Here is a 20,241-nt window from a genome sequence, read left to right on the forward strand (position 1 = left end):
TTGGAGAAACTCATTCTTTCCACGTTGCCGTACTTTACCTTGTGAACAGACATTGAAAAAACCACTCCTTCCAAATTTAAACGCTTTCGCTTCCGCCCTTTTTTCCTTCACCTACGGTGGGGAAAATTTTTTTGAGGAAAATCGGACACTTCCGCATAATAACGCAGTTTATAATCATAAAGTCGATTTGTCTATAAGTCAAGCGATTTTTTCCGAAATTTTGAAAAAACGTTCGAAAACCCCGATTCTCGGGTCATTTTTCGAACGTCCGATCTTTCCGAAATGATTAATTTTTCTTAATATTACCGTTTCCCCGCTCGTTTTTCCCTGAAAAATGCGGTCAAAAGCGACGAACATTCCTCTCCGAGGACGCCGCCGACGGCTTCGACTTTATGATTCAAAGCGAAATCCCTCGAAAGATCCGCCACGCTTCCCATAAACCCGAAACGATCGTTCTTCGCGCCGTAGACGACTTTGTCGATGCGAGCGTTGACCGCCGCCCCCGCGCACATCACGCAAGGTTCGAGCGTGACGTACAAGACGCACCCTTCAAGCCACCAGTTGCCGAGTTTCCGAGCCGCCCTGTCCATCGCGAGGATCTCGGCGTGACGGACGGCGGAATTTTTGTATTCCTTTTCATTATGCGCGCGCGAGACGACTTCGCCGTCCTTAACGACGACCGCGCCGATCGGGACGTCGTCCTTCTCGTAAGCCTTCTTCGCCTCTTTAAGCGCGAGGCGCATAAAATACGCGTCGTCTTTTATCATCGGAAGATCCCCCAAAGGACGCACGCCGCGAGCAAAACGCTTTGCGCGATCATCGTCGCGATCAAGACGGCGTTATCCTTCAACGTCGCTTTCCCGTCCGGACGATACGCGTCCATAACGAGGACGCCGAAAAGTTTCTTTTCCGAAACGGGTTTCTCCGTCTTACGCGCGAGATATTGCAGGATATAAATCACGCCGAAAACCGAAAGCGCGAGGACGCCGACCAACGCGGCGAACGCGAAAACGTCAGTCGAGCTCGTCAGTTTTTGATACAAAACGCCGAACGCGTTCTTCTTTTGCAAACCGTAATCGATCATCGTCGCGACGAAATTATTCGCGAAATGCGCGCACATCGCGGGGATCATGCTCCCCGTCTTCGTAACCGCCGCGCCGAAGACGAGCCCGCCCACGACCGCATAGAGAAATTGAGAGGGATTCGCGTGCATCAAACCGAAGCAGACGGCGGACAGAACGACCGCGGAATACTCGGAACCTTTGTTTTCCAGACCCGAGAGAAGGACGCCGCGGTGAGTAAATTCCTCAAAGATCGCGGGAAGGACCGCGCCGATCAGAATATAGAGCCAAAGGTCGCCCGCGCCGCCGTAGATCGCGCCGACGATCAGCCCCCTTTTGAAACCTATGATCTTTAAGATCATCGTCGTCAGCGCATTGAAGACCATCGTAAACGGCGTGATCAAAAGCATCAAACCGAGAGAAGCGAGCAGGCAGACCCGAAGATCTTTCGGCTTTTTATATCGCATATACTCGAAATTCGCCCGCACGCCCTCTTTTCTCTTCAAAAGGAGCAACGTAAAAAGCGGGATCGCGCCCATACAAAGGAGCTGCGAAAGAAGGGAGTACGCGATCTCGAAATGAAAATCGGAAAGCACGGAAAGGAGTTTGCCGCCGCACGCAATTTGCAAAAGGAAAAGCGACAAGATCGAGGCGGCGTAGGCAATCTCGTGTTTCAGGCGAACGCTCATTTGATCACCTCCGAAAGGACGCCCGCGACGATGATGAGCGCGAGCAGCGCGATAAGGACGATATGCAAAACCGCCTCGCCTCGGATCGACGGTTCGGGTTCGAGCAAGCGAACGCCTTTTTCTCGCGCTCTTTCTTCCTCTTTTTCTTTTTCCTTCAAAGACGGCGTCGCGAGATAAGTCAAAAGATCGCCCCGCCCTTTTTCATAAGGCGCGCCGTTTTCTTTCTCTTTATCCTTTTTCAAAAGGAAGGTCGCGAGCGCGACGAGCCCGAGAAGCAAAACCCAACTCAAAACGACGAACAAAGCAAAGCTTCCTTTCGACAGTCCGGAAGTGAACGACGCTTCGAAATAGGAATAGAAGGTGTCGTCGATCCAGCCGTTCACCGCGCCGTGATCGAGCAAAATCGCCGTCACGTTATTGAAAAAATGAATGGTCGCGCTCGCGTAAACGCCACGCGTCGCGAGAGCGAAATAGCCCATCAAACACCCGAGCAGGAATTGATGCACGAGCTGGACGGCGTTTCCGTGGATCAGCGCAAACACGAGCGAAGTGTAAAAAAGCGCGAACGGGATCGAGCGATTTTTCGCACCCGACAGAAGCGCGCCGCGAAGAAGCGTTTCCTCGCCGATCGCGGGAAGAATTCCGAGCGCGAAAAGGGAAAGAACGAAGATCGCGGGATGGGTAAAATCGATATGATAATCGGGCGCATAGGAATAGCCCGCTTTCGCGATCAGGCGCGAAAAAAGCGCGGCAAGCGGCGCAAACGAAGCGACCGCGAAAAACGCGATCGGGATCAAAAGAAGAAAGCACTTGGGCTTGGGCGGTCGCGCCGCGCCGGTGATCTCGACAAACGAAACGGAACGAAATTTGCAAAAGAACAGGACCGCGCCGCAAAAAACGATTTGATTCGCGATAACGACGACCCAAGTGAAAACCGCGTCGCTTTTGAAGACGAGAGCCGCGAAGACCTGAAACAGGATCGTCGCGATAAACGCGATAAGGACGACTTCCGCGCTTTGCCCGAAGCCGAACGCGCGCTTTAACGGTCTTACCGCCGCGCCGTTTTCTTTTTTTATTTCCGTCGATTGCATCGTTAGATTCCTTTGATAGTATTTTCCGACTGCGCCGAAGTAAACGCGACTTTCGCCGCGGGATTTATTTCGTCCGCTCGATGACGCCGCCGCCGAGGCAGACCCGATCTTGATACAGGACGACGTATTGCCCTTCCTGCACCGCTCTTTGCTTATTCTTGAATCGGACGGTGACCTTATTCCCTTCCACGACCGCGACCGCTTCCTGCAAGGGCTGGCGATGGCGAATGCGCGCCGTAACGGCGGATTCTCCCTCGGGGAGCCGCTCGGAGATAAAGTGGAAATCGTCCGTTTCGAGAGAGGAGGAGAACATAAGATCGGTTTCTCCCTGCGTCACGATCAAGCGATTATTCGGGACGTCCTTTCCGACGACGAAATAGGGTTCGCCGTTTCCGCCGCCGCCGATCCCGAGACCTTTTCTCTGCCCTTTCGTGTAGAAAAAGACCCCTTGATGCTCGCCGACGACTTTTCCGTCCGTCGTCACGATCTCGCCCTTTTTCATCGGGATATAGGTGGAAAGGAAATTGCGGAAATTACGCTCTCCGATAAAGCAGATCCCCGTGCTGTCCTTTTTCTCCCAAACGGGAAGACCTTCTTTTTTCGCGATCGCGCGGACTTCGCCTTTTTTCAGCGCGCCGAGCGGGAAAAGCGCGGTGGAAAGCTGCTCTTCCGTGATCTGATTCAGAAAATAAGTCTGATCCTTGTTTTCATCTTGCGAGCGAAGGAGAAGATGACGCTCGCCGTGAAAAACGCTCGCGTAGTGACCGGTCGCGACGAAATCCGCTTCGGCAGCTTTCGCGAAAGAGGAAAACGCTTCGAATTTGATCTCGCGATTGCAAAGAACGTCCGGATTCGGCGTGCGTCCTTTTTCGTATTCCGAAAGAAAGACGGAGAACACGCGGTCGAGATATCGCTTGGAGAAATCCTCGGAGTAGTACGGGATCCCGATCTTATCGGCGACCCGACGAACGTCCTTGAAATCCTCGTCCGCGGTGCATCTGCCGCACTCGTCCTCTTCGCGCCAATTCCGCATAAAGAGACCGATCACGTCATAGCCCTCTCTCTTCAAAAGGAGGGCGGCGACGGCGCTGTCCACGCCGCCGCTGAGTCCGATTACGACCCTTTTTTTCATATCACGAATTCTGCGCTTCGAGGGCTTCCCTGTAAAGGTTGCGCGTAAAGGGGACTTGGGAGATCGAGACGCTGCTGTCCGCGTTCAGCGTGATGAGCGTGCCGCCGCGTTGCTCGGTCTTGTCGTAGATATCTTGGTGCGCGGCGGGAACGATGCCGTTCGCGCAGTAATCGATGCTCATTCCGTAGGTCAGGCAGATGCCTTGATAGGTGAAGGAATAGGTGTTTCTGTGATCGTGACCGCAGAAGACGTACTTCGTGGAACCGAGCTCTTTGATCTTTTGGAATTCGTGGCCGCCGTCATAGGTGACGCCGTTCCATTCGCCGACGTAAGACGCGCAGACCTCGCCTTCGTTATAGACGCCGCCGTGATAGGTGATGACTTCGCCGTCCACCGTCAAAGAGCGTTCCGTGCCGTCCACCTTGATCGTGTCGTGCCAATCCTCTCCGAGCGCTTCGAGCGCCGAGATGAACTTTTCAAGCACCGTCCTGTACTCGACCGTCGGGATATGTTGGAAAATCAAAGACGGGATCATCTCTTTGTTTTCGACCTTCGCGATATCGCGAATCGCTTCTTCGTACCAATCGAGCTGATCGTCGTGGACGCACTCGTACTTCCTTTGATCGCCTTCGAGATAGGAGCCGCTGTCCAACATAACGAGAGCGTTATTCAAAGAGCCATCCTTATTGACGACGTTCACGATATAGTTCCCGAGACCGGTGATGGTATCCGGACCGTCGACGTAAAGGCAATTCTTGATATTCGCCGAGGTCAGATATTCGCCGAGCTTCTTCTTCGCGGCTTCGCCCTTTTGCTTTTTCGTCGCGCTCTTGGGCGAGATCTTGCCGCCGAGGTTTCCTTCCTCGTCGTGATTGCCGAAGACGAACGTCCAAGGGATATCGAACGAGTCGATATAATCCGCGACCTTTTTGAACGCGGCGTAGTTATCGTCCGTCTTCGTCCACATCTTGATCGTGTCGAGCGTAAAGATCGTGTCGCCGGTAAGGGCGATCATATCGGGCTTCGCGTTTTGAATGACCGTGCGGATCGCTTCTTTCGCCCACTCGTCGCGAAGCGTGTAATTGACGGTGACGTCGTCGCTCTCAACGGTGGAATTGATGAAGTGCGTGTCGGTCAGTTGCAAGATCTTGAACGTTCCGTCTTTATTCACGGTCAACGTGGACGAAACGTATTCGCTGGTCTTTCTTTTCGCCTTATCCCCGCCGCAAGCGAATGCGGCCGTGAGCAAGACGGCGAACGTTACCAAAATCGCGATGAGTTTGATGGCTTTTTTCATATTTTTCTCCTTTTATTTATTTTTCTTTTTAAGTTTCGAGACGTATCGGATCGATTCGTCGAAGATTTTCCAGACTTCGTTCCGCGCGTATTTTTCATCCACGAGGAAGCTGTACCAATCTTCCGCTTTGTTTTTCGGGAACGCGCTCTTCAAGACGCTGTCGCCGTGCTTTTTGCGCATCTTCCGAAAGAACGATTTATCTTCGCGAGCGAGGATCAGGACGTAGCCGAAGTCATCCTCATAAACGTAGGAAAAGCATATTTTCTTTTTCCCTTTTACGACGTAATGGTTATCGGCGACGAACAATCTTCCGTTCTTCGTCTTATTCTTTCGGGCGTACGACTCGATCGCGTCGCCGTAGGTCTCCGAAAAATGCTTGATGACGGCTCGTTTCGAGATCATTGCGGTCGGTTCGGATTCCTTCGCGCCGGGCAAGCTGTCTTTGAGCGTCCTTGCCCTTTCGCCCTCGAAGCGCGCCCTTTTCTTTTCGAGTTCTTTGACTCTCTCTTCCAGCGCGTCGATTTCGTTTTCGTAATCCATGCGGCAGCTCATGCAGACCGCGTCTCTTTCCGCAAGCGTCGTTTCCGCTTCGACTTTCGCCGCCTTCTCTTTTTCGAGCGCGGCTTCTTTCTCGGCAAGTTCTTTTTTCAAAGACTCGATCTCGGCGGCTTGCTCTTTCGCGATTTTCGCGTACGCCTCGCATTGATCCATAGCGGAAGAACCGTCTTTTTCTTCAAGGGTCTTTTCCGCATGCGCTCTCGCCTCTTTTTCTTCTTTGAGCGCCCGTTCGAGTTCCGAGCGTTTTTCGGCGTCCGCGTCCGCCTTTTCCGCCTGCTTATTTATCCTTTTGGAAAACATGACCAAGCGCAGCAAAGAAACGACGCCGAGCGCGATTGCCGCGCCGAGTATGACGAAGAGTGCGGTGATCGCCCCGCCGACTCCGGCGATTAATTTTTCCGCAACAAGCATCGCGTTATTCATTCTTTCCCTCCGCTTCGGCTTTCGCCCCGTCGGCTGTCCTTTCGCCCTCAAACGTCTCTTTCATCTTTTTGATCAAACGCTCGACGAACACGAAAACCGTTACGAACAAGATCACGACGATCGAAAGCAGGAGAATCACCACTGCCCAATTCAAACGGATGCGCATAACGGCGGTCATCGGTTCGGAAAAATCGTAATTCGGATCGTCCGAAACGAATCTCGCCGACACGATATATTTTCCGATTTCCGATTCGTCTTCTACATCGTAGACGACGCTCACGCCCACGGGAATCTCTCCGCTAACGCGAAGCGAATGTTTCTTCCAGTCGAAATAGAACGTTTTATCTTCGAACGCGATCTCTTCGATCGATCCGATCTTCTTTTTCGCGATCGTGAAATCGTATTTCAAAGGCGCGGAGCTCCCGTTATCCCAAACGATGGAATCTTCGTCCGTGAGCGTCACGACGACTTCATATTTCCCCGCGTTCGTCTGCGTTCCGCCCGAAACCGCGTAATCCTCGGTCGATTGAAGCCCATAATTCTGCGCCTGCCCGTTATAGACGAAAGCGCGCGCGTCCGCCGCGGGGCGAGCGACGACTTTTTTCGCGATCGTAAAGGCGATCACTTTCTCCGCCGCCGCGTAGGTCGAAGACGCGGGAACGCAAGCCTTTACGAAATAGCTTCCCGCTCGGGTCGGGCGAACGGACGAAAACCCGCCGTCCTCTCGATCGGAGTAGGTATAGACGATACTCGCCGTCCCGTACTTCGCGGTCGCGTTCGGAGAATAGGGATCGAAGCCGAACACCCGATCCGCAAGCGCGAACTTCGTGATCTCGTTCGCCAAAAGGACGGGGTCGGAGCCGACGCCGAATCCGAGCTCGCCGTACTCCTTTTGACGGATCGCGATATAATCCACGCCGCCGACGCGCTTGATGAAAAAGCATTCTTTCTCCGCAGTCTCGCCTTCTTCCGCGGTAACCTTCGGAAGATAAGAAATCGCGATCGACGCCTGCGCTCGGCGCAAACAGACGAAAATATTCTCCGCCGTTCCCGCGACCTTCGCGATCTCCGCGCGAAGCGCCGAAGAAATCGGGAAAACGTTCGTTTGATAGCCGTCCGTCGCCGCGACGGATTCTCTGCGAGAGTTTTCCGCGCCGAGCGATCCCCTTTCGGTGATCGTTAAAAGGACGGTAACGTTATAAAAATCGACGAATTTACCCGAAACGCCGTCCGAGCGGAGCGCGTCTTCAAACGATGCACGGACGCTTTCGGAGACGAAGCCGTCGCGTTTTTGCGCGATCACAAGGTCTCCCGTTTCGCCGACGAGCGCCGCTTTTCTTTCTTCCGAGATCGCGCCGATCAGCCCTTCGGAAGAGCCTTTCCCCTCGACGACCGTGCTAAGCCTTTCATTCGGAAGGACGACGATTTTTTCGACCGAGATCGCGCCCAGATCGAGCGAGACCGTCCGCGTGATCTTCGCCGCACCCGTAAGGGGCTTTTCCGCTACGAGTTTATAATTCCCGAACGGGACGCCTTCGAAGGTTATCACGCCGTCACCGCCGGTAACGGACGACGCAAGACGATCTTCGCCGTCAAACAGCGAAACGGTCGCGCCGGAAAGAGCCGCCCCGTTTTCCGATCGAACGGAAACGGAGACTTTGCCCTGCGCTCTCCATTCCGCGACGAAACGAACGTTTTCAAAGCCGATCGTGTAGTCGAAGAATTCGCCGCTCTCTCCCTTCGCGATATACGATCCGTCGCTGCCTTTCCACGCAAGGAACGAATCGTGCGCGCGGGCGGGCGGGTCGGGGAAATCGACGGACGCTCCGGGAAGGAAGACGAGACTTTTTTCTTTCGTCACGCCGTCGTTAAAATCGAAGATCGCCGCAGGGCGATCGACTGTCAACGAATCCGCGAAAAACTCTCCGTTAAAGAGGACGGACGCGTCGTAACGGATCGCAGCCGCGCCGACGGTCGCGGTAATTTCCGCGTCTTCGGATCGCGCGCTTTCGCCGCAATCGCAGGTAAACGCGGCGACCGCCCGATAGGTCAAGCCGCTCTTGCGCCAAGTCCAAACGGGATCTTTCGAAAAGACGTGTCCCGTCGAAGGGATCACGACCGAAACGACGTCCGTATAAGGGATCCCCTTATAGAGGACGGTCGCCGTAAACTCGACGAAGCCCGATTTTTCTTTTTCGGGAGCCGCCTGATCGGTAATCGTCACGGTCGCGTCAAACGCCGCGGTATGCGCGGCGTTCCGCGCGCAACAAACGGTTACGGACGCGCTCTTACGGTCCGCCGACCAAGAATAAACGCCCGCGGTAAAGTCGTAATCGTGACCGAGCGGCGAGCCGAAAGCGAAGGTCGCTTCGTTTCCGATCGCGCCGCAAGCGCAACTCTTATAGTAGACGGCGGCGTTCTCGCAGTCCGCTTCGCGCTTCAAAGCGGCGCTTGCCGCGATTTCTTCGGAATAAATGTGATCCGCAAGGATAAACACCCTTCCGACTTCGTCCGCGGAGAACGAGAGTTTGCCCGAAGACGCCGTCTCGAAGACGACGAGTTCGCCCCCTCGAATCATCGCGGCGAGGAATCCGCTCCTTGCGCCCGCGGGGAAAGCGATCTCAAAATCGTACGCCCCGTTAAAGGAAAGCGCGGGAGCGCCGCCCGTGAGGAGCGCGAGATCCAACGCGAGGAAAACGCACTTTTTCGAAAGCCCCGTAAGGTCGGGAGCCTGCCCCGCCGCCGCGACGGGCGTTTTCCCCGAAAGCAGCGCGGTCCACTCGGCGTTCGTCCCTTCTGCGATCTCCGCGGTCAAGCGGTCGCTTGTAGAAAACCCGAGAGCGTTCGAGAGGGAGACTTCGACCTCTCCGTTCGCCGTCAAAGCGGAAAGAGAGCGGGAAAGAATCTCAAAGCGATAGTTTTTATCCGAAGCAGTCCCGTCTTTCCAAACGTAATTTTCTTTATCCCGAATCGACGCGGAGACGAACTGCGCGCCTTTTTCCGTCCGAGTTCCGTTCGTTACGACGTAACGCTCCGCGTCGCCCGCGTTCTCGAAGACGTAGGTTTGCGCCTGCCCCGTGTAAAGATAAGTCAAAACGCTCGGCGTCGGGATCGTCAGCTCCGCTTTGAGGATCTCGAAATCGATCCTTTCGGTGATCGAAGCGTAACTCGAAGTCCCCGCGACGAAGAATTCGACGGTATAAATGCCCGCATTCACGGGACGGGTCGCGGAAAATTCGGCGCTTTGGTCCGCACGATTGCGGAAGGTAACGGTCGCATTCCCGCCGAAACGCGCTTCCGCCGCGCCGACTTCGATCGGCATTCCGTCGTAACACTTATTTGCGACGTAAGGAGTTACGGTCCAAGCGTTTCCCGCGTCCGCGATCTCGAAAAGGACGGTCACGGACTCATTGCCCGAATCCGCCCAAGCATAGTTTTCGAAAACGCCGTCCTTAAAGGCAAAGGTAACGGGGTACGCGCCCTTTTCCACGCCGCCTTCGTTCGCCGTGACGGTATAGAGCGCGCCGTCCCGAGCGTCCGCCGTTTGAAGCGCACCGTTATAAGATTTCGCGTTGACGACGGGGCTTACGACGAGTTGTTTTCGGATCGTAAAGACGAATCCGAGGGGATCGCTCGTTCCGTCCGACCAAACGGTGTTTTCGGGATCGAGAAGCGAAGCGAAGACGCGGTCTTCGCCCTCGTACGAACCGGCGTCCGTCCTCGTGGCGTTCGAAATCGAATAAAAGTCGGGTTCGCCCGCCGAGCCGAAAACGTACTCGATCGGAGAACCGACGTAGACGTAGGTTTGCGTCGTCGCGGTCGGAAGCGCGACTCTGCGCTTTTCGATCGCAAAGGAGAAGGAAAGATCGTCCGTTCTTCCGTCCGCCCAAGTCAAAAAGAGGTCTTTCGGCGCGCAAAGCGAGACGACGACGGCGTCTTCGCCTTCGTAAACGCCCGCGGCGATTCGTTCGCCGTTCGTGACGGCGAGATACCTTTCGTCCAAAGGAGAAGCGAATTCAAAGGTCTGCGCGAACCCCGTATAGGAATACGAAACCGCTTTTGCTTGGGGCTTTTCGATCCTTTTGATCTCGAAAGAACCCGCCTTAAAAGAAGCGGGAGCGCGCCAAACGCTGCCGTCTTCTTTCCTACGGGTCGAAAACGCCTGCGAAGAAACCGCTCCGATCGTTTGCACGCCTGCGAGAAGCCCCTCTTTGATCGAGAATCGAAGCGTCAGTACCTTCCCCGTCGCAAGAACGTTACGGGAAGATTCGAAACCGAAGAGAAGATCCGCGTCGTATCCCGCTTCCCGATCTTGCCGCACTCCGATCGCGGGATCTCCCGCCGCAAGCGAAGAATTGATCGCGGGGAGAATAAAGCTCCCGAGGGAGACGAAAGGCGAATCCGCGTCCACCCAGAAACCTTCGAAGACGAGCGCGTCGGAATCGAACGCGGGCGCGAACGTAAACCCGTTTACGCCGCGGTTTTCTTTGAGAAAGATCGTCGCGAGAACGAAGCCGCCGACCACTTCGATCTTCGTCTCGAATTCGGTTGCCGCCACCGAGCTTTCCTCGTTTCTTTTATAGCAGCCGTAAAGATCGACGTTTCGATTCGGCATCGTCGCAAACGAAACGGGCGTTTCGCAGAAAATATCTTCGAACCATCCTTCGAACGCGTAGTCGGGATGGACGGAATAATTCGCGGCGGGTTTATAGTCGTCGAGCGCAATGGGTTTGCCGTACGGGATCGAGACGGGGCGTTCGGGACCGAACGCATACTCGCTTCCGACGAAAGCAGAGACCCGAGCGTCCGCATAGCTGACGGTGTCTTCGACTTGGATCCCTTGATGAAAGGTGATCTCATATGCGATCGGGGTCGCGTCGTAGATCGGCTCGAAGACGAGGCGATCGGGCGCGCTGTCCGCCGTCTCTCTCCATCCGCGGAAGGTATAGGAAAATTTTCCGTCCGATTCCTTCTCGGGATGCTCTCCCGCGCGAACGGTTTCCGCGTCTTCGAGGGTCACCTTTTCGGAATTGTTTTCAAGAAGGGCAAACGCGCCTCCCTTTTCATCCAAAAGCAACGCGTAATGTTCGGCGAGAAGCGTCGTCACTTCTCCGCCCGAAACGGGGATAGAGCAAGGCTCGCCCGCTTTGACGCGCGTACTGCTTTCATCCGATCGAACGGTCAGGGAATGGATCGTTCCGTTTTCGCGATCCGAAACGGTCGCGTCTTTCTCGGAACGGAAAACCAAAGTAACGAGTTTGCCGTTTCCCTTCATCTTCTCGGAGCTGTTCCAAAGAAGAGTGAACGGATGCTCGCCGTCTCCGAAAGACGCATAGCCCGACGCGGCGTTTGCAGTGATAAAGTCCGAAGCGGAAGTCAGCGTATACCCATCGGCTGCCGTTCCGCGCTTATATCCGACGAGACGCATCGACGCTTTGTCGAACGTCACGAGAAGGCGCAAAGAAAACATACCGTTTTCGTTACCGGAAAGAGAGATCGTGACGAAGAAATCCTGCCCGCGATGAACGGTAACGTCTTCCACCGAGATCGTTTGCGTGATCGCGGGATCGGCGCCCGCGGTTAAACCCGAATGCGAAAAAGAAAGCGCGATCCAAGCGATCGCCATCAGAAGAAAGATCGCAATCACGACCGTTCTCTTCGACCCTTTCATTTTTTCGAATCCGACCATCTATTCTCCTCTCCGACTCGTTTTTCGAATCGCATTTTCGCCTTGCTCGCGCTCGCGCGCGGACGGAAAAAAGCATATAGCGATCGCTATATATTTTATTGTAACATAATCGAGTTAAAGAATGAACAGCCTTTTCCTTATTTTTTTCGGAAAATATAGGATTTTTTCTTTTACGGCGAGGAAGGGTGTTCCTATCCTCGACCGCGATCATAAATCCGCTTTCGGCTAATGCGGAAAGTGAGGCGAGTGCGAGGTACGACGAAAAACCGCACGATCCCATTCATAACGTAGGAACCGTGCGATTTATTTCTATCCTCCTGCTAACGCGAAGAGCGGTGCTTAGGCAAACGCTCCGCGAGAGAGCGGAAAAGAGCATACTCCCTGTATGTGACTGACGCGAGCGATGCGGTAGAGCCGCATAAGCGCCGCTATACGCGTTAGCCTAACAGCGTGAACATGTCGTAGGGTACTCTCCCCTGCCAGCTCTTCGCCGCCTTCACCCCCAGCGCATAGCTGACGATCGGCGCAAGGTCGGTATTGATATACTTGCCGGGCGTTCCGGTCTTGACGGTCTTGCCCGAAAGCGCAAACGTGACATTGACTTCGAGCGGAGTGTTCTTTCCGTGGTTCTTATGCCCGCCGGGGAGTCTGTGACCGTGATCGGTGCAGAGGATAAACAAGGTGTCTTCGAGCATTCCCGCCGCTTCGTAAGCGTCGTAAAGCCTGCCGACCAGCTTATCCACGCGCGACACGGCGTTTACGTAGCCGGGCTTGCTGTAACCGAAGGAATGTCCCGCGTGATCGACTTGATCGAGGTGCATATAGGCGATTTGATATTTATCGGGATCGTTCACGGTTTCGGCGATAATGCGCTGCATCGTCATCGCGTCGCGCATTTCGATGGTTTCGTCCGCATAGCCGTACATCTTGACCTGCTCGCTGAGATAATCGTAAAGCTGCCCTTCGATCCCGGGGATATTGTCGTAGATCGTCGTGGATACGGTTGCTTTTTGGCTCTCGTCGACGACGGTCATAACGTTCGAAGTCGTCTTCGTAACAGGATCGTAATTCTGCAAGAATTGATAGACGTCTTCGACGTAGGTGTTGTACTTCGTAATGCGTTCGTCGTTCTCGATGATGCCGTTATTGACGCCGCGCCAAGTGCAGACGGAAAGGATCTTTCCGTTCGGCTTTGCGTCGAGGAATTGCTTCATAAAGGACGGATATTTCTCGGAATTCGTCTTTTCTCCGTTTTCGACGCGCTGATTCGTGTCGCGGAAAATGAAGCCGTGATAGACGGGGCGAACGCCGTGGAACATACTCATCCAGTTTTCGCAACTGATCGTAGGATAGACCGCCACGCCGCGATAGGTAACGGACGCGCCGAGCTTCGTTCCGTTAACGGTTTTCTCGCTGAACATCTTATCGAAATTCGGAGAAAACGTCTTGCTGAAAAAATCGCCTACGCCGTCCACGCCGATGATGACGACGCGTTTATATTGATTCTCGGGATTGTCGTTTATGACCGCGAGCTGCGCTTCGGTCGGGACGTAACCCGTGGCGAAACGATTAAAAAGGAACGCGCTCAGGCAGCAAACCGTCACGATCGCGCAAATCAAGACGAACGCGATCACCGCGATCAGGATGGTTCTGCCCTTATGCGCTTTCATCGAATCGAATAATTTCAGAAAAAAAGCCTTCATATGACCCTCCGAAAGATTAAATCGATACTATTATAAACCAAACGTGAAAAAATGTCCATAGCTACGAGAAAATATGACGTCCGCTTCATAAAAAAATGACCGCCGCTTTTTCCCGAGGACGTCGGAAGCGAAGCGAACCGCACTTCCCCGTTTACGCAAAAAAAAGGCTTACCGCAGGGGTAAGCCGTTTTTTTGGTTTTGAACCGATTAGTCGTTAACGATTTGCGCAACGACACCGGAACCGACGGTACGACCGCCTTCACGGATAGCGAAACGTAAGCCTTGCTCGATAGCAATCGGGGTGATGAGTTTGATCTCCATATCGATGTTATCGCCGGGCATAACCATTTCGACACCCTTCGGGAGGGAGATGGTACCGGTAACGTCGGTGGTTCTGAAATAGAACTGCGGACGATAGCCGTTGAAGAACGGGGTGTGACGGCCACCTTCTTCCTTCGTCAAAACGTAAACTTGGGAAGTGAAGTGGGTGTGCGGATGAATCGTGCCGGGTTTCGCAAGAACTTGACCACGCTCGATATCTTCGCGGCGGATACCACGGAGAAGAAGACCGATGTTATCGCCCGCCTCAGCGAAGTCGAGGAGCTTACGGAACATTTCGACGCCGGTAACGACGGTTTCAAGAGTGCTGTTGTCGTTGCGGAGACCGACGAGTTCGACCTTGTCGTTCATCTTAACGATACCACGCTCAACACGGCCGGTAGCGACGGTACCACGACCGGTGATCGTGAAGACGTCTTCAACAGGCATAAGGAAGGGTTGATCGGTCGCACGTTTCGGATCGGGGATATAGGTGTCGAGGGTGTCGAGGAGCTCTTGGATCGGCCCGAAAGCGGGATCGTCGAACTTGCCCGCAACGCCCGCTTGCATCGCGAGAAGCGCGGAGCCGCGGATGATCGGGGTGGTGTCGCCGGGGAACTCGTATTTGTCAAGGATCTCACGGACTTCCATTTCGACGAGTTCGAGAAGCTCTTCGTCATCGACTTGGTCGCACTTGTTCAGGAAAACGACGATGTAAGGAACGCCGACCTGACGGGCGAGAAGAATGTGCTCGCGGGTCTGGGGCATCGGGCCGTCGGTAGCCGCGCAGACGAGGATCGCACCATCCATCTGAGCAGCGCCGGTGATCATGTTCTTAACATAGTCCGCGTGTCCCGGGCAGTCCACGTGAGCGTAGTGTCTTTTTTCGGTTTGGTACTCAACGTGCGCAGTGTTGATCGTGATACCACGTGCTTTCTCTTCGGGCGCCTTATCGATTTCGTCGTACTTCATGGAAGCCGCGTTGCCCTTATTAGCACAGTACATCGTGATAGCTGCTGTCAAGGTCGTCTTGCCGTGGTCGACGTGACCAATGGTGCCGACGTTAACGTGCACTTTGCTTTTGTCAAACTTTTCCTTTGCCATTGTTAATAATCCTCCTAATTACTTTTAACAATATATTTTTGAAGCAGCTATCGCTGCAACTTTTTTAATTATACTACTTTACTTTGAATTTTGCAACAACACTTTCAGGTGCAAGGTCATAATGTTTGAACGCCATTACGAAGTTGCCGCGACCTGCCGTCGCGCTGCGAAGCGTCGTCGCATAACCGAACATTTCGCCAAGCGGGACTTCCGCTTCGACGGATTGAACGGAACCGTCGGATTCCATCGCCTTGATCTTACCGCGGCGCTTGGAGATCGTGTTCATAACCTCGCCGAGATACTCTTCGGGGACGGTGATGTTGACCTGCGCGATCGGTTCGAGAAGCGCGGTTCCGACCTTTTCCATCGCGGCTTTGAACGCCATGGAACCGGCGAGTTTGAACGCGAGCTCCGAGGAGTCGACCTCGTGGTAGCTACCGTCGTAGATACTGACGTGGAAATCCATAACCTCATAGCCGTATTGACCGGTCTTGGAAGCTTCGGTGATACCGTCGATGACCGCGGGCAAATATTCCTTCGGAATGGATCCGCCGACGGTGTCGTCGTCGATCACGACGCCCGAACCGGGCTCGCCCGGCGTGAGCTTGATCTTACAGTGGCCGTACTGACCGTGACCGCCGCTCTGACGGACGTACTTTCCTTCGACGTCGCACGCGCCCTTGAAACGCTCTCTGTACGAAACTTCGGGCTTGCCGATATTCGCTTCGACGTGGAACTCACGGACGAGACGGTCCATAATGATTTCAAGGTGCAACTCACCCATACCCGCGATGATCGTTTGCCCGGTTTCTTTATCGGTGTAAACGCGGAACGTCGGATCTTCTTCCGCGAGCTTTTGGATCGCGACCGCCATCTTATCCTGACCGGCTTTGGTCTTCGGCTCGATCGCCTGCGTGATAACCGGCTCCGGGAAGGTCATTTCACCGAACGCGATCGGGAATTTCTCGTCGCAAAGGGTGTTACCGGTCGTCGTGTTCTTCAAACCGATAACCGCGCCGATGTCGCCGGTGGAAAGGCTGTCCACTTCCTTACGGTCGTTCGCGTGCATACGCAAGATACGGTTGATACGCTCGGACTTGCCTTTGTTTGCGTTCAAGACGCTGTCGCCGCTCTTCAAAACGCCGCTGTAAACGCGGATAAAGGTCAATCTGCCGACGTAGGGGTCGGTCATGATCTTAAACGCGAGCGCGCTGAACGGTTGATCGTCGCTCGGGATACGGGAAAGAACTTTGTCGTGATGATCGGGGTCGATACCTTCGGTCTCGCCGATATCGATCGGAGAGGGAAGATAATCCACGATCGCGTCGAGGAGCGCTTGAACGCCCTTGTTCTTGAACGCGCTTCCGCAGAGGACGGGAACGATCTGATTCGCGATAACGCCCTTACGGAGCGCCGCTTTGAGCTCGTCCACCGAGATCTCCTCTTCCATAATGAATTTTTCCATCAAGGCGTCGTCGCATTCGCAGATTTTTTCGACGAGCTCGGCTCTTGCCGCTTCCGCCGCGTCTTTCATATCCGCGGGAACGTCCACGACGTCGAAGATCTTACCGTCGTCGTTATGATAAACGTCCGCCTTCATGTTCAAAAGATCGATGATCCCTCTGAACTCTTTGGCTTGTCCGATCGGAAGCTCGAAAGCGACCGCGTTCGCGCCGAGTCTTTTGCGCATCATATCGATAACGCGCGGGAAGTTTGCGCCTTCGATGTCCATCTTGTTAACGAACGCGATACGGGGAACTTTGTACTTCGTAGCTTGACGCCAGACGGTTTCGGATTGGGGCTCGACGCCGCTCTTCGCGCAGAAGACCGCGACCGCGCCGTCCAAAACGCGGAGAGAACGCTCGACTTCGACGGTGAAGTCGACGTGTCCCGGGGTGTCGATGAGGTTGATCGCGCAATCTTTCCAAGTAACGGTGGTCGCAGCGGAAGTGATCGTGATACCACGCTCTTGCTCCTGCTCCATCCAGTCCATCGTCGCGCCGCCTTCGTGAACCTCGCCGATCTTACGCGTCTTGCCGGTGTAGTAAAGAATACGCTCCGACGTCGTGGTTTTACCCGCGTCGATATGCGCCATAATACCTATATTTCTCGTACGTTCAATGGGGTAATCTCTCATCTTTTATTATCCTACCAACGATAGTGAGCAAACGCCTTGTTGGCTTCCGCCATACGATGCATTTCGTCTCTCTTCTTGACTGCGTTGCCCATGCCGTTCGACGCGTCCATAAGCTCGCCCGCAAGCCTTTGATCGCTCGTCTTCTCGCTGCGCTTTCTCATAAAGGTAACGAGCCAACGAATGCCCAAAGTTTGCCTTCTTTCTTCACGGATCTCTTGGGGGACTTGATACGTCGCGCCGCCGACCCTTCTCGCCTTCACTTCGACCTGAGGCATAACGTTCGCAAGGGCTTTCTTGAAAACTTCCACAGGGCTGGTGCCGGTTTTTTCCTCAACAATATGAAATGCCCCGTAAACGATGGATTCCGCCGTTCCTTTCTTGCCGTCCATCATGATCTGGTTGACCAATTTGGTAACGACCTTATCGTTATAAATCGGATCGGGGAGCACGTCACGCTTAGGCACACCACTTCTTCTTGGCATACTTATTATCTCCTTATTACTTATAAAATAAAATTGATCTTAATTATTTAGGCTTCTTTGCGCCGTACTTGGAACGAGCCTGCTTACGTTTCGCAACGCCGGCAGTATCGAGCGCTCCACGCACGATATGATACCTAACACCAGGTAAGTCCTTAACCCTGCCGCCACGGATCAAAACGACGCTGTGCTCTTGAAGGTTATGACCGATACCGGGGATATAGACGGTACCTTCCATTCCGTTCGAGAGGCGCACCCTCGCGATCTTACGCATTGCGGAGTTCGGCTTCTTAGGCGTCGTGGTAGTAACGGAAAGACAAACGCCGCGACGTTGCGGGCAGCTTTGCAAAATAGGAGCGAGCGTCTTGGACTCTTGCTTCTCTCTACCGTGCCTAATTAACTGATTGATTGTTGGCATATCCTGACCTCCTTGTAGTCTTACACGCTAAACCCCCGTCAACCCTTAGGGGAAAAGCCTTTTTCTCTCTTTTGAGCAGCAAACTCCGGAGAGACGCCGGGATCAAAATCCCAATACCTTTCGATTGCCGAATTTATCTCAGAAGCCCCACGACCGCCGCGCCGACGTCGATCTTCGCCGCTTTTCCGAGCTCCGACATAGTCGGAGCCTTCTTAAAGGCGATCTCTTTTCCGCGCGCCGCATCCCGAACGGCTTTTTTGACGAATTCTTCGCAATCGGACGACAGTATGACACACCATACGATGCCGTCTGTAATACCCCGCAAAACTTGTTTCAGCCCGACAAATTTCTTGGGAGAATTCTCGATTAAGCTTTTATAATCTTCCGCCACAAGTACCCTCAAATGACGACAAAATTACTTGCAATTTCTCACAAGCCCCTTTATTTTAACAATAATAAGGCGGATAGTCAAATAATTATAAAGAAAATTTTTTCCTTCTCCAAAATTTTACGAAGCGCAAAAACCCGAAAAATCAAAAGAAAAAGCGCGGCGAATTTCTTCGCCGCGCCGTTTTGCTTTTCAAAGCGGGATCATTCGTTATCCCAATAGGGGATCCAACTCGCCGCTTTGTCGCTGACCGTGATACCGACGTTCACCGGGATCCAGTGCGTCTCGTCTTCGTCCGTGCGATCGCCGAAGTAAACGACGAGCTTGTAGTAACCGGGCGCGAGGCTTTCCGCATAGCAGAATTCACCGCTCGTAAAGGTAAGCGTTTCGGTGCTCGAATCCCAAGAGAACTGCTCGGCGCCGATCGAGGACGCGCTGACGTTTTCCGCGAGACCGCTGCCGAAGCACTCGATCTTCTTTACGTCTTTATCGTTCGAGACGAATTGGACGCGCATCGTCGCGTTCGATCCCTTCAAATACGAGAGGGAGGTCTGCGTCGTCGGAGTGGGCAAGCCGTTGTTCGAAACGTACATCGTAAAGAGCAGGTTCAAAACGTCCGTTACGATGCGGTATTCGTAGGTGCCGCACTTCATGGATTGGAGATACTCCTCGGGAATGAGGAATTTCGTCGTCTCTTTCTCGGTGAGTTGCGTGGTGTAGACGAGATCGGGCGCGGTGTCGGACAAGACTTGATTGATCGGATTTCCGCCGAGGATCATCTCGAAGGAAAGGGATCCTTTCTTGGACTTGTCGTACTTCAACGTAAGTTTTCCGTCCTTCACGTCTTCGGTCTCGACGAGTTGCGGGATCACGTTGTTCTCGACCTTGACGGTCAAAGCGACGGATTCCGATCCGCAGGTCGCCGTGAATTTCTTTTCGCCGACGGTCTGCTCCGCGAGATAGGAAGCCTTGATCTTGATATCATTCCCCTTGACGCTGTAATTCTGCGCCGTGATATTGTTGCCGGAGAGGATGATACCGCCCGTCGCGACGACGGTGAAGCCGACGTCCGCGGGATCCGCCTTGTCGAAGGTCGCGTAAGAAGTATAAGCGAGGAGCGTCGCGCTGTCCTTAACGGAAACGGTAAAGCCCTTGGAGATCTCCCTATCGCCCATCTGGAACTTGACGGTAAAGTTATAGTCGCCCGCGCTCTTGCCCGAGAGAAAGGACGCTTTGATCAAGACTTTGTCATCCGCGATCGTGTAGTCGGAAGAGCCGATGCCGTTGCCGTCCACCTTGCTGACTGCGTAACCGTACTTCTCGAACTTGACGGGGACGTCGTTTCTCATCTCCGCGTTCTTCGCGAACGGATAGGAATCCTGATAGAGGAAAGGCGCGCGATCATCCGTTATGTTGATATCGACGTCGACGGTGGTGTCGTTGGACGAAGTGATCGTAAAGGTTTTCTTTCCGATCGGCTTATCCATAAGACCGAGCGCGTAAACGACCATCGTGCCGCTCTTGTCGACGTAGTAGAACTTCTTATCGAGATCGGACACGCTCTTGACGTAGTTGCCCGAAAGTTTGAGTTTGAAGGTAACGTTCGCCGCGCCGCTCTTATTGAAGGAAGCCGAATTCTTCTCGACCTCGATCGGCGTGGAGTTCTTGACGATGACGGTCAAGTAGATCGAACCTCTGTTCGTGCTGTACACGTAGACGTGATCGCCCATCGGGAGGGACGCGAGATACGCCGC

At 53.9% G+C, this 20,241-nt stretch carries 15 protein-coding genes; 1 reads left to right on the forward strand and 14 read right to left on the reverse strand.

From position 1 onward, the window contains the following. On the forward strand, positions 1-286 hold a 286-nt coding region (locus K5753_04220; GenBank protein MCR4726407.1), incomplete at its 5' end, for a hypothetical protein. Positions 287-302: 16 nt separating this feature from the next. On the opposite strand, the gene tadA is transcribed toward K5753_04220, so the two are convergent. The 14 genes from tadA to K5753_04290 form a co-directional block, all read right to left on the reverse strand. Next, positions 303-767: a tRNA adenosine(34) deaminase TadA gene (gene tadA, locus K5753_04225; GenBank protein MCR4726408.1), complete on the reverse strand. Its 465-nt coding sequence runs from the start codon at positions 765-767 to the stop codon at positions 303-305. After that, entirely contained in the window at positions 764-1,750 is a 987-nt protein-coding gene (locus tag K5753_04230) for a CPBP family intramembrane metalloprotease (protein ID MCR4726409.1), read from the reverse strand. Before K5753_04230 ends, tadA begins: the two co-directional genes overlap by 4 nt. Next, on the reverse strand, positions 1,747-2,841 hold the full coding sequence (locus K5753_04235; GenBank protein MCR4726410.1) for a CPBP family intramembrane metalloprotease: 1,095 nt from the start codon (positions 2,839-2,841) through the stop codon (positions 1,747-1,749). Before K5753_04235 ends, K5753_04230 begins: the two co-directional genes overlap by 4 nt. 64 nt (positions 2,842-2,905) lie before the next feature. After that, positions 2,906-3,973 (reverse strand): tRNA 2-thiouridine(34) synthase MnmA, encoded by a 1,068-nt coding sequence (gene mnmA, locus K5753_04240; GenBank protein MCR4726411.1) that lies wholly within the window; start codon positions 3,971-3,973, stop codon positions 2,906-2,908. A 1-nt stretch (position 3,974) separates the two neighbouring features. Beyond that, on the reverse strand, positions 3,975-5,270 hold the full coding sequence (locus K5753_04245) for a metallophosphoesterase (protein MCR4726412.1): 1,296 nt from the start codon (positions 5,268-5,270) through the stop codon (positions 3,975-3,977). Between the two features lie 12 nt (positions 5,271-5,282). After that, on the reverse strand, positions 5,283-6,251 hold the full coding sequence (locus K5753_04250) for a hypothetical protein (GenBank protein MCR4726413.1): 969 nt from the start codon (positions 6,249-6,251) through the stop codon (positions 5,283-5,285). Beyond that, on the reverse strand, positions 6,244-11,940 hold the full coding sequence (locus K5753_04255; protein MCR4726414.1) for a hypothetical protein: 5,697 nt from the start codon (positions 11,938-11,940) through the stop codon (positions 6,244-6,246). The genes K5753_04250 and K5753_04255 overlap by 8 nt, the downstream gene beginning before the upstream one ends. A gap of 437 nt (positions 11,941-12,377) precedes the next feature. Beyond that, a complete protein-coding gene (locus K5753_04260) occupies positions 12,378-13,643 on the reverse strand; it encodes an alkaline phosphatase family protein (GenBank protein MCR4726415.1) in 1,266 nt (421 codons plus the stop codon). A 207-nt stretch (positions 13,644-13,850) separates the two neighbouring features. After that, the gene (tuf, locus tag K5753_04265; GenBank protein MCR4726416.1) at positions 13,851-15,065 is read right to left on the reverse strand and encodes an elongation factor Tu; all 1,215 of its coding nucleotides are present in this window, start codon (positions 15,063-15,065) and stop codon (positions 13,851-13,853) included. A gap of 73 nt (positions 15,066-15,138) precedes the next feature. Further along, positions 15,139-17,202 (reverse strand): elongation factor G, encoded by a 2,064-nt coding sequence (gene fusA, locus K5753_04270; GenBank protein MCR4726417.1) that lies wholly within the window; start codon positions 17,200-17,202, stop codon positions 15,139-15,141. 11 nt (positions 17,203-17,213) lie between these two features. Continuing rightward, on the reverse strand, positions 17,214-17,684 hold the full coding sequence (rpsG, locus tag K5753_04275; GenBank protein MCR4726418.1) for a 30S ribosomal protein S7: 471 nt from the start codon (positions 17,682-17,684) through the stop codon (positions 17,214-17,216). Between the two features lie 43 nt (positions 17,685-17,727). Then, the gene (gene rpsL, locus K5753_04280) at positions 17,728-18,099 is read right to left on the reverse strand and encodes a 30S ribosomal protein S12 (protein ID MCR4726419.1); all 372 of its coding nucleotides are present in this window, start codon (positions 18,097-18,099) and stop codon (positions 17,728-17,730) included. 133 nt (positions 18,100-18,232) lie between these two features. Further along, on the reverse strand, positions 18,233-18,490 hold the full coding sequence (locus K5753_04285) for a ribosomal L7Ae/L30e/S12e/Gadd45 family protein (protein MCR4726420.1): 258 nt from the start codon (positions 18,488-18,490) through the stop codon (positions 18,233-18,235). A gap of 200 nt (positions 18,491-18,690) precedes the next feature. Then, on the reverse strand, positions 18,691-20,241 hold a 1,551-nt coding region (locus K5753_04290), incomplete at its 5' end, for a hypothetical protein (protein MCR4726421.1).

It is taken from the genome of Clostridia bacterium (assembly GCA_024685775.1).
GTDB lineage: Bacteria > Bacillota > Clostridia > Christensenellales > CAG-1252 > CAG-1252.

Bases quoted from the DNA above. Each gene is read 5' to 3' on its own strand.
- tadA (MCR4726408.1), bottom strand. From the start codon at position 767: ATGATAAAAGACGACGCGTATTTTATGCGCCTCGCGCTTAAAGAGGCG.
- K5753_04230 (MCR4726409.1), bottom strand. From the start codon at position 1,750: ATGAGCGTTCGCCTGAAACACGAGATTGCCTACGCCGCCTCGATCTTG.
- K5753_04235 (MCR4726410.1), bottom strand. From the start codon at position 2,841: ATGCAATCGACGGAAATAAAAAAAGAAAACGGCGCGGCGGTAAGACCG.
- mnmA (MCR4726411.1), bottom strand. From the start codon at position 3,973: ATGAAAAAAAGGGTCGTAATCGGACTCAGCGGCGGCGTGGACAGCGCC.
- K5753_04245 (MCR4726412.1), bottom strand. From the start codon at position 5,270: ATGAAAAAAGCCATCAAACTCATCGCGATTTTGGTAACGTTCGCCGTC.
- K5753_04250 (MCR4726413.1), bottom strand. From the start codon at position 6,251: ATGAATAACGCGATGCTTGTTGCGGAAAAATTAATCGCCGGAGTCGGC.
- K5753_04255 (MCR4726414.1), bottom strand. From the start codon at position 11,940: ATGGTCGGATTCGAAAAAATGAAAGGGTCGAAGAGAACGGTCGTGATT.
- K5753_04260 (MCR4726415.1), bottom strand. From the start codon at position 13,643: ATGAAGGCTTTTTTTCTGAAATTATTCGATTCGATGAAAGCGCATAAG.
- tuf (MCR4726416.1), bottom strand. From the start codon at position 15,065: ATGGCAAAGGAAAAGTTTGACAAAAGCAAAGTGCACGTTAACGTCGGC.
- fusA (MCR4726417.1), bottom strand. From the start codon at position 17,202: ATGAGAGATTACCCCATTGAACGTACGAGAAATATAGGTATTATGGCG.
- rpsG (MCR4726418.1), bottom strand. From the start codon at position 17,684: ATGCCAAGAAGAAGTGGTGTGCCTAAGCGTGACGTGCTCCCCGATCCG.
- rpsL (MCR4726419.1), bottom strand. From the start codon at position 18,099: ATGCCAACAATCAATCAGTTAATTAGGCACGGTAGAGAGAAGCAAGAG.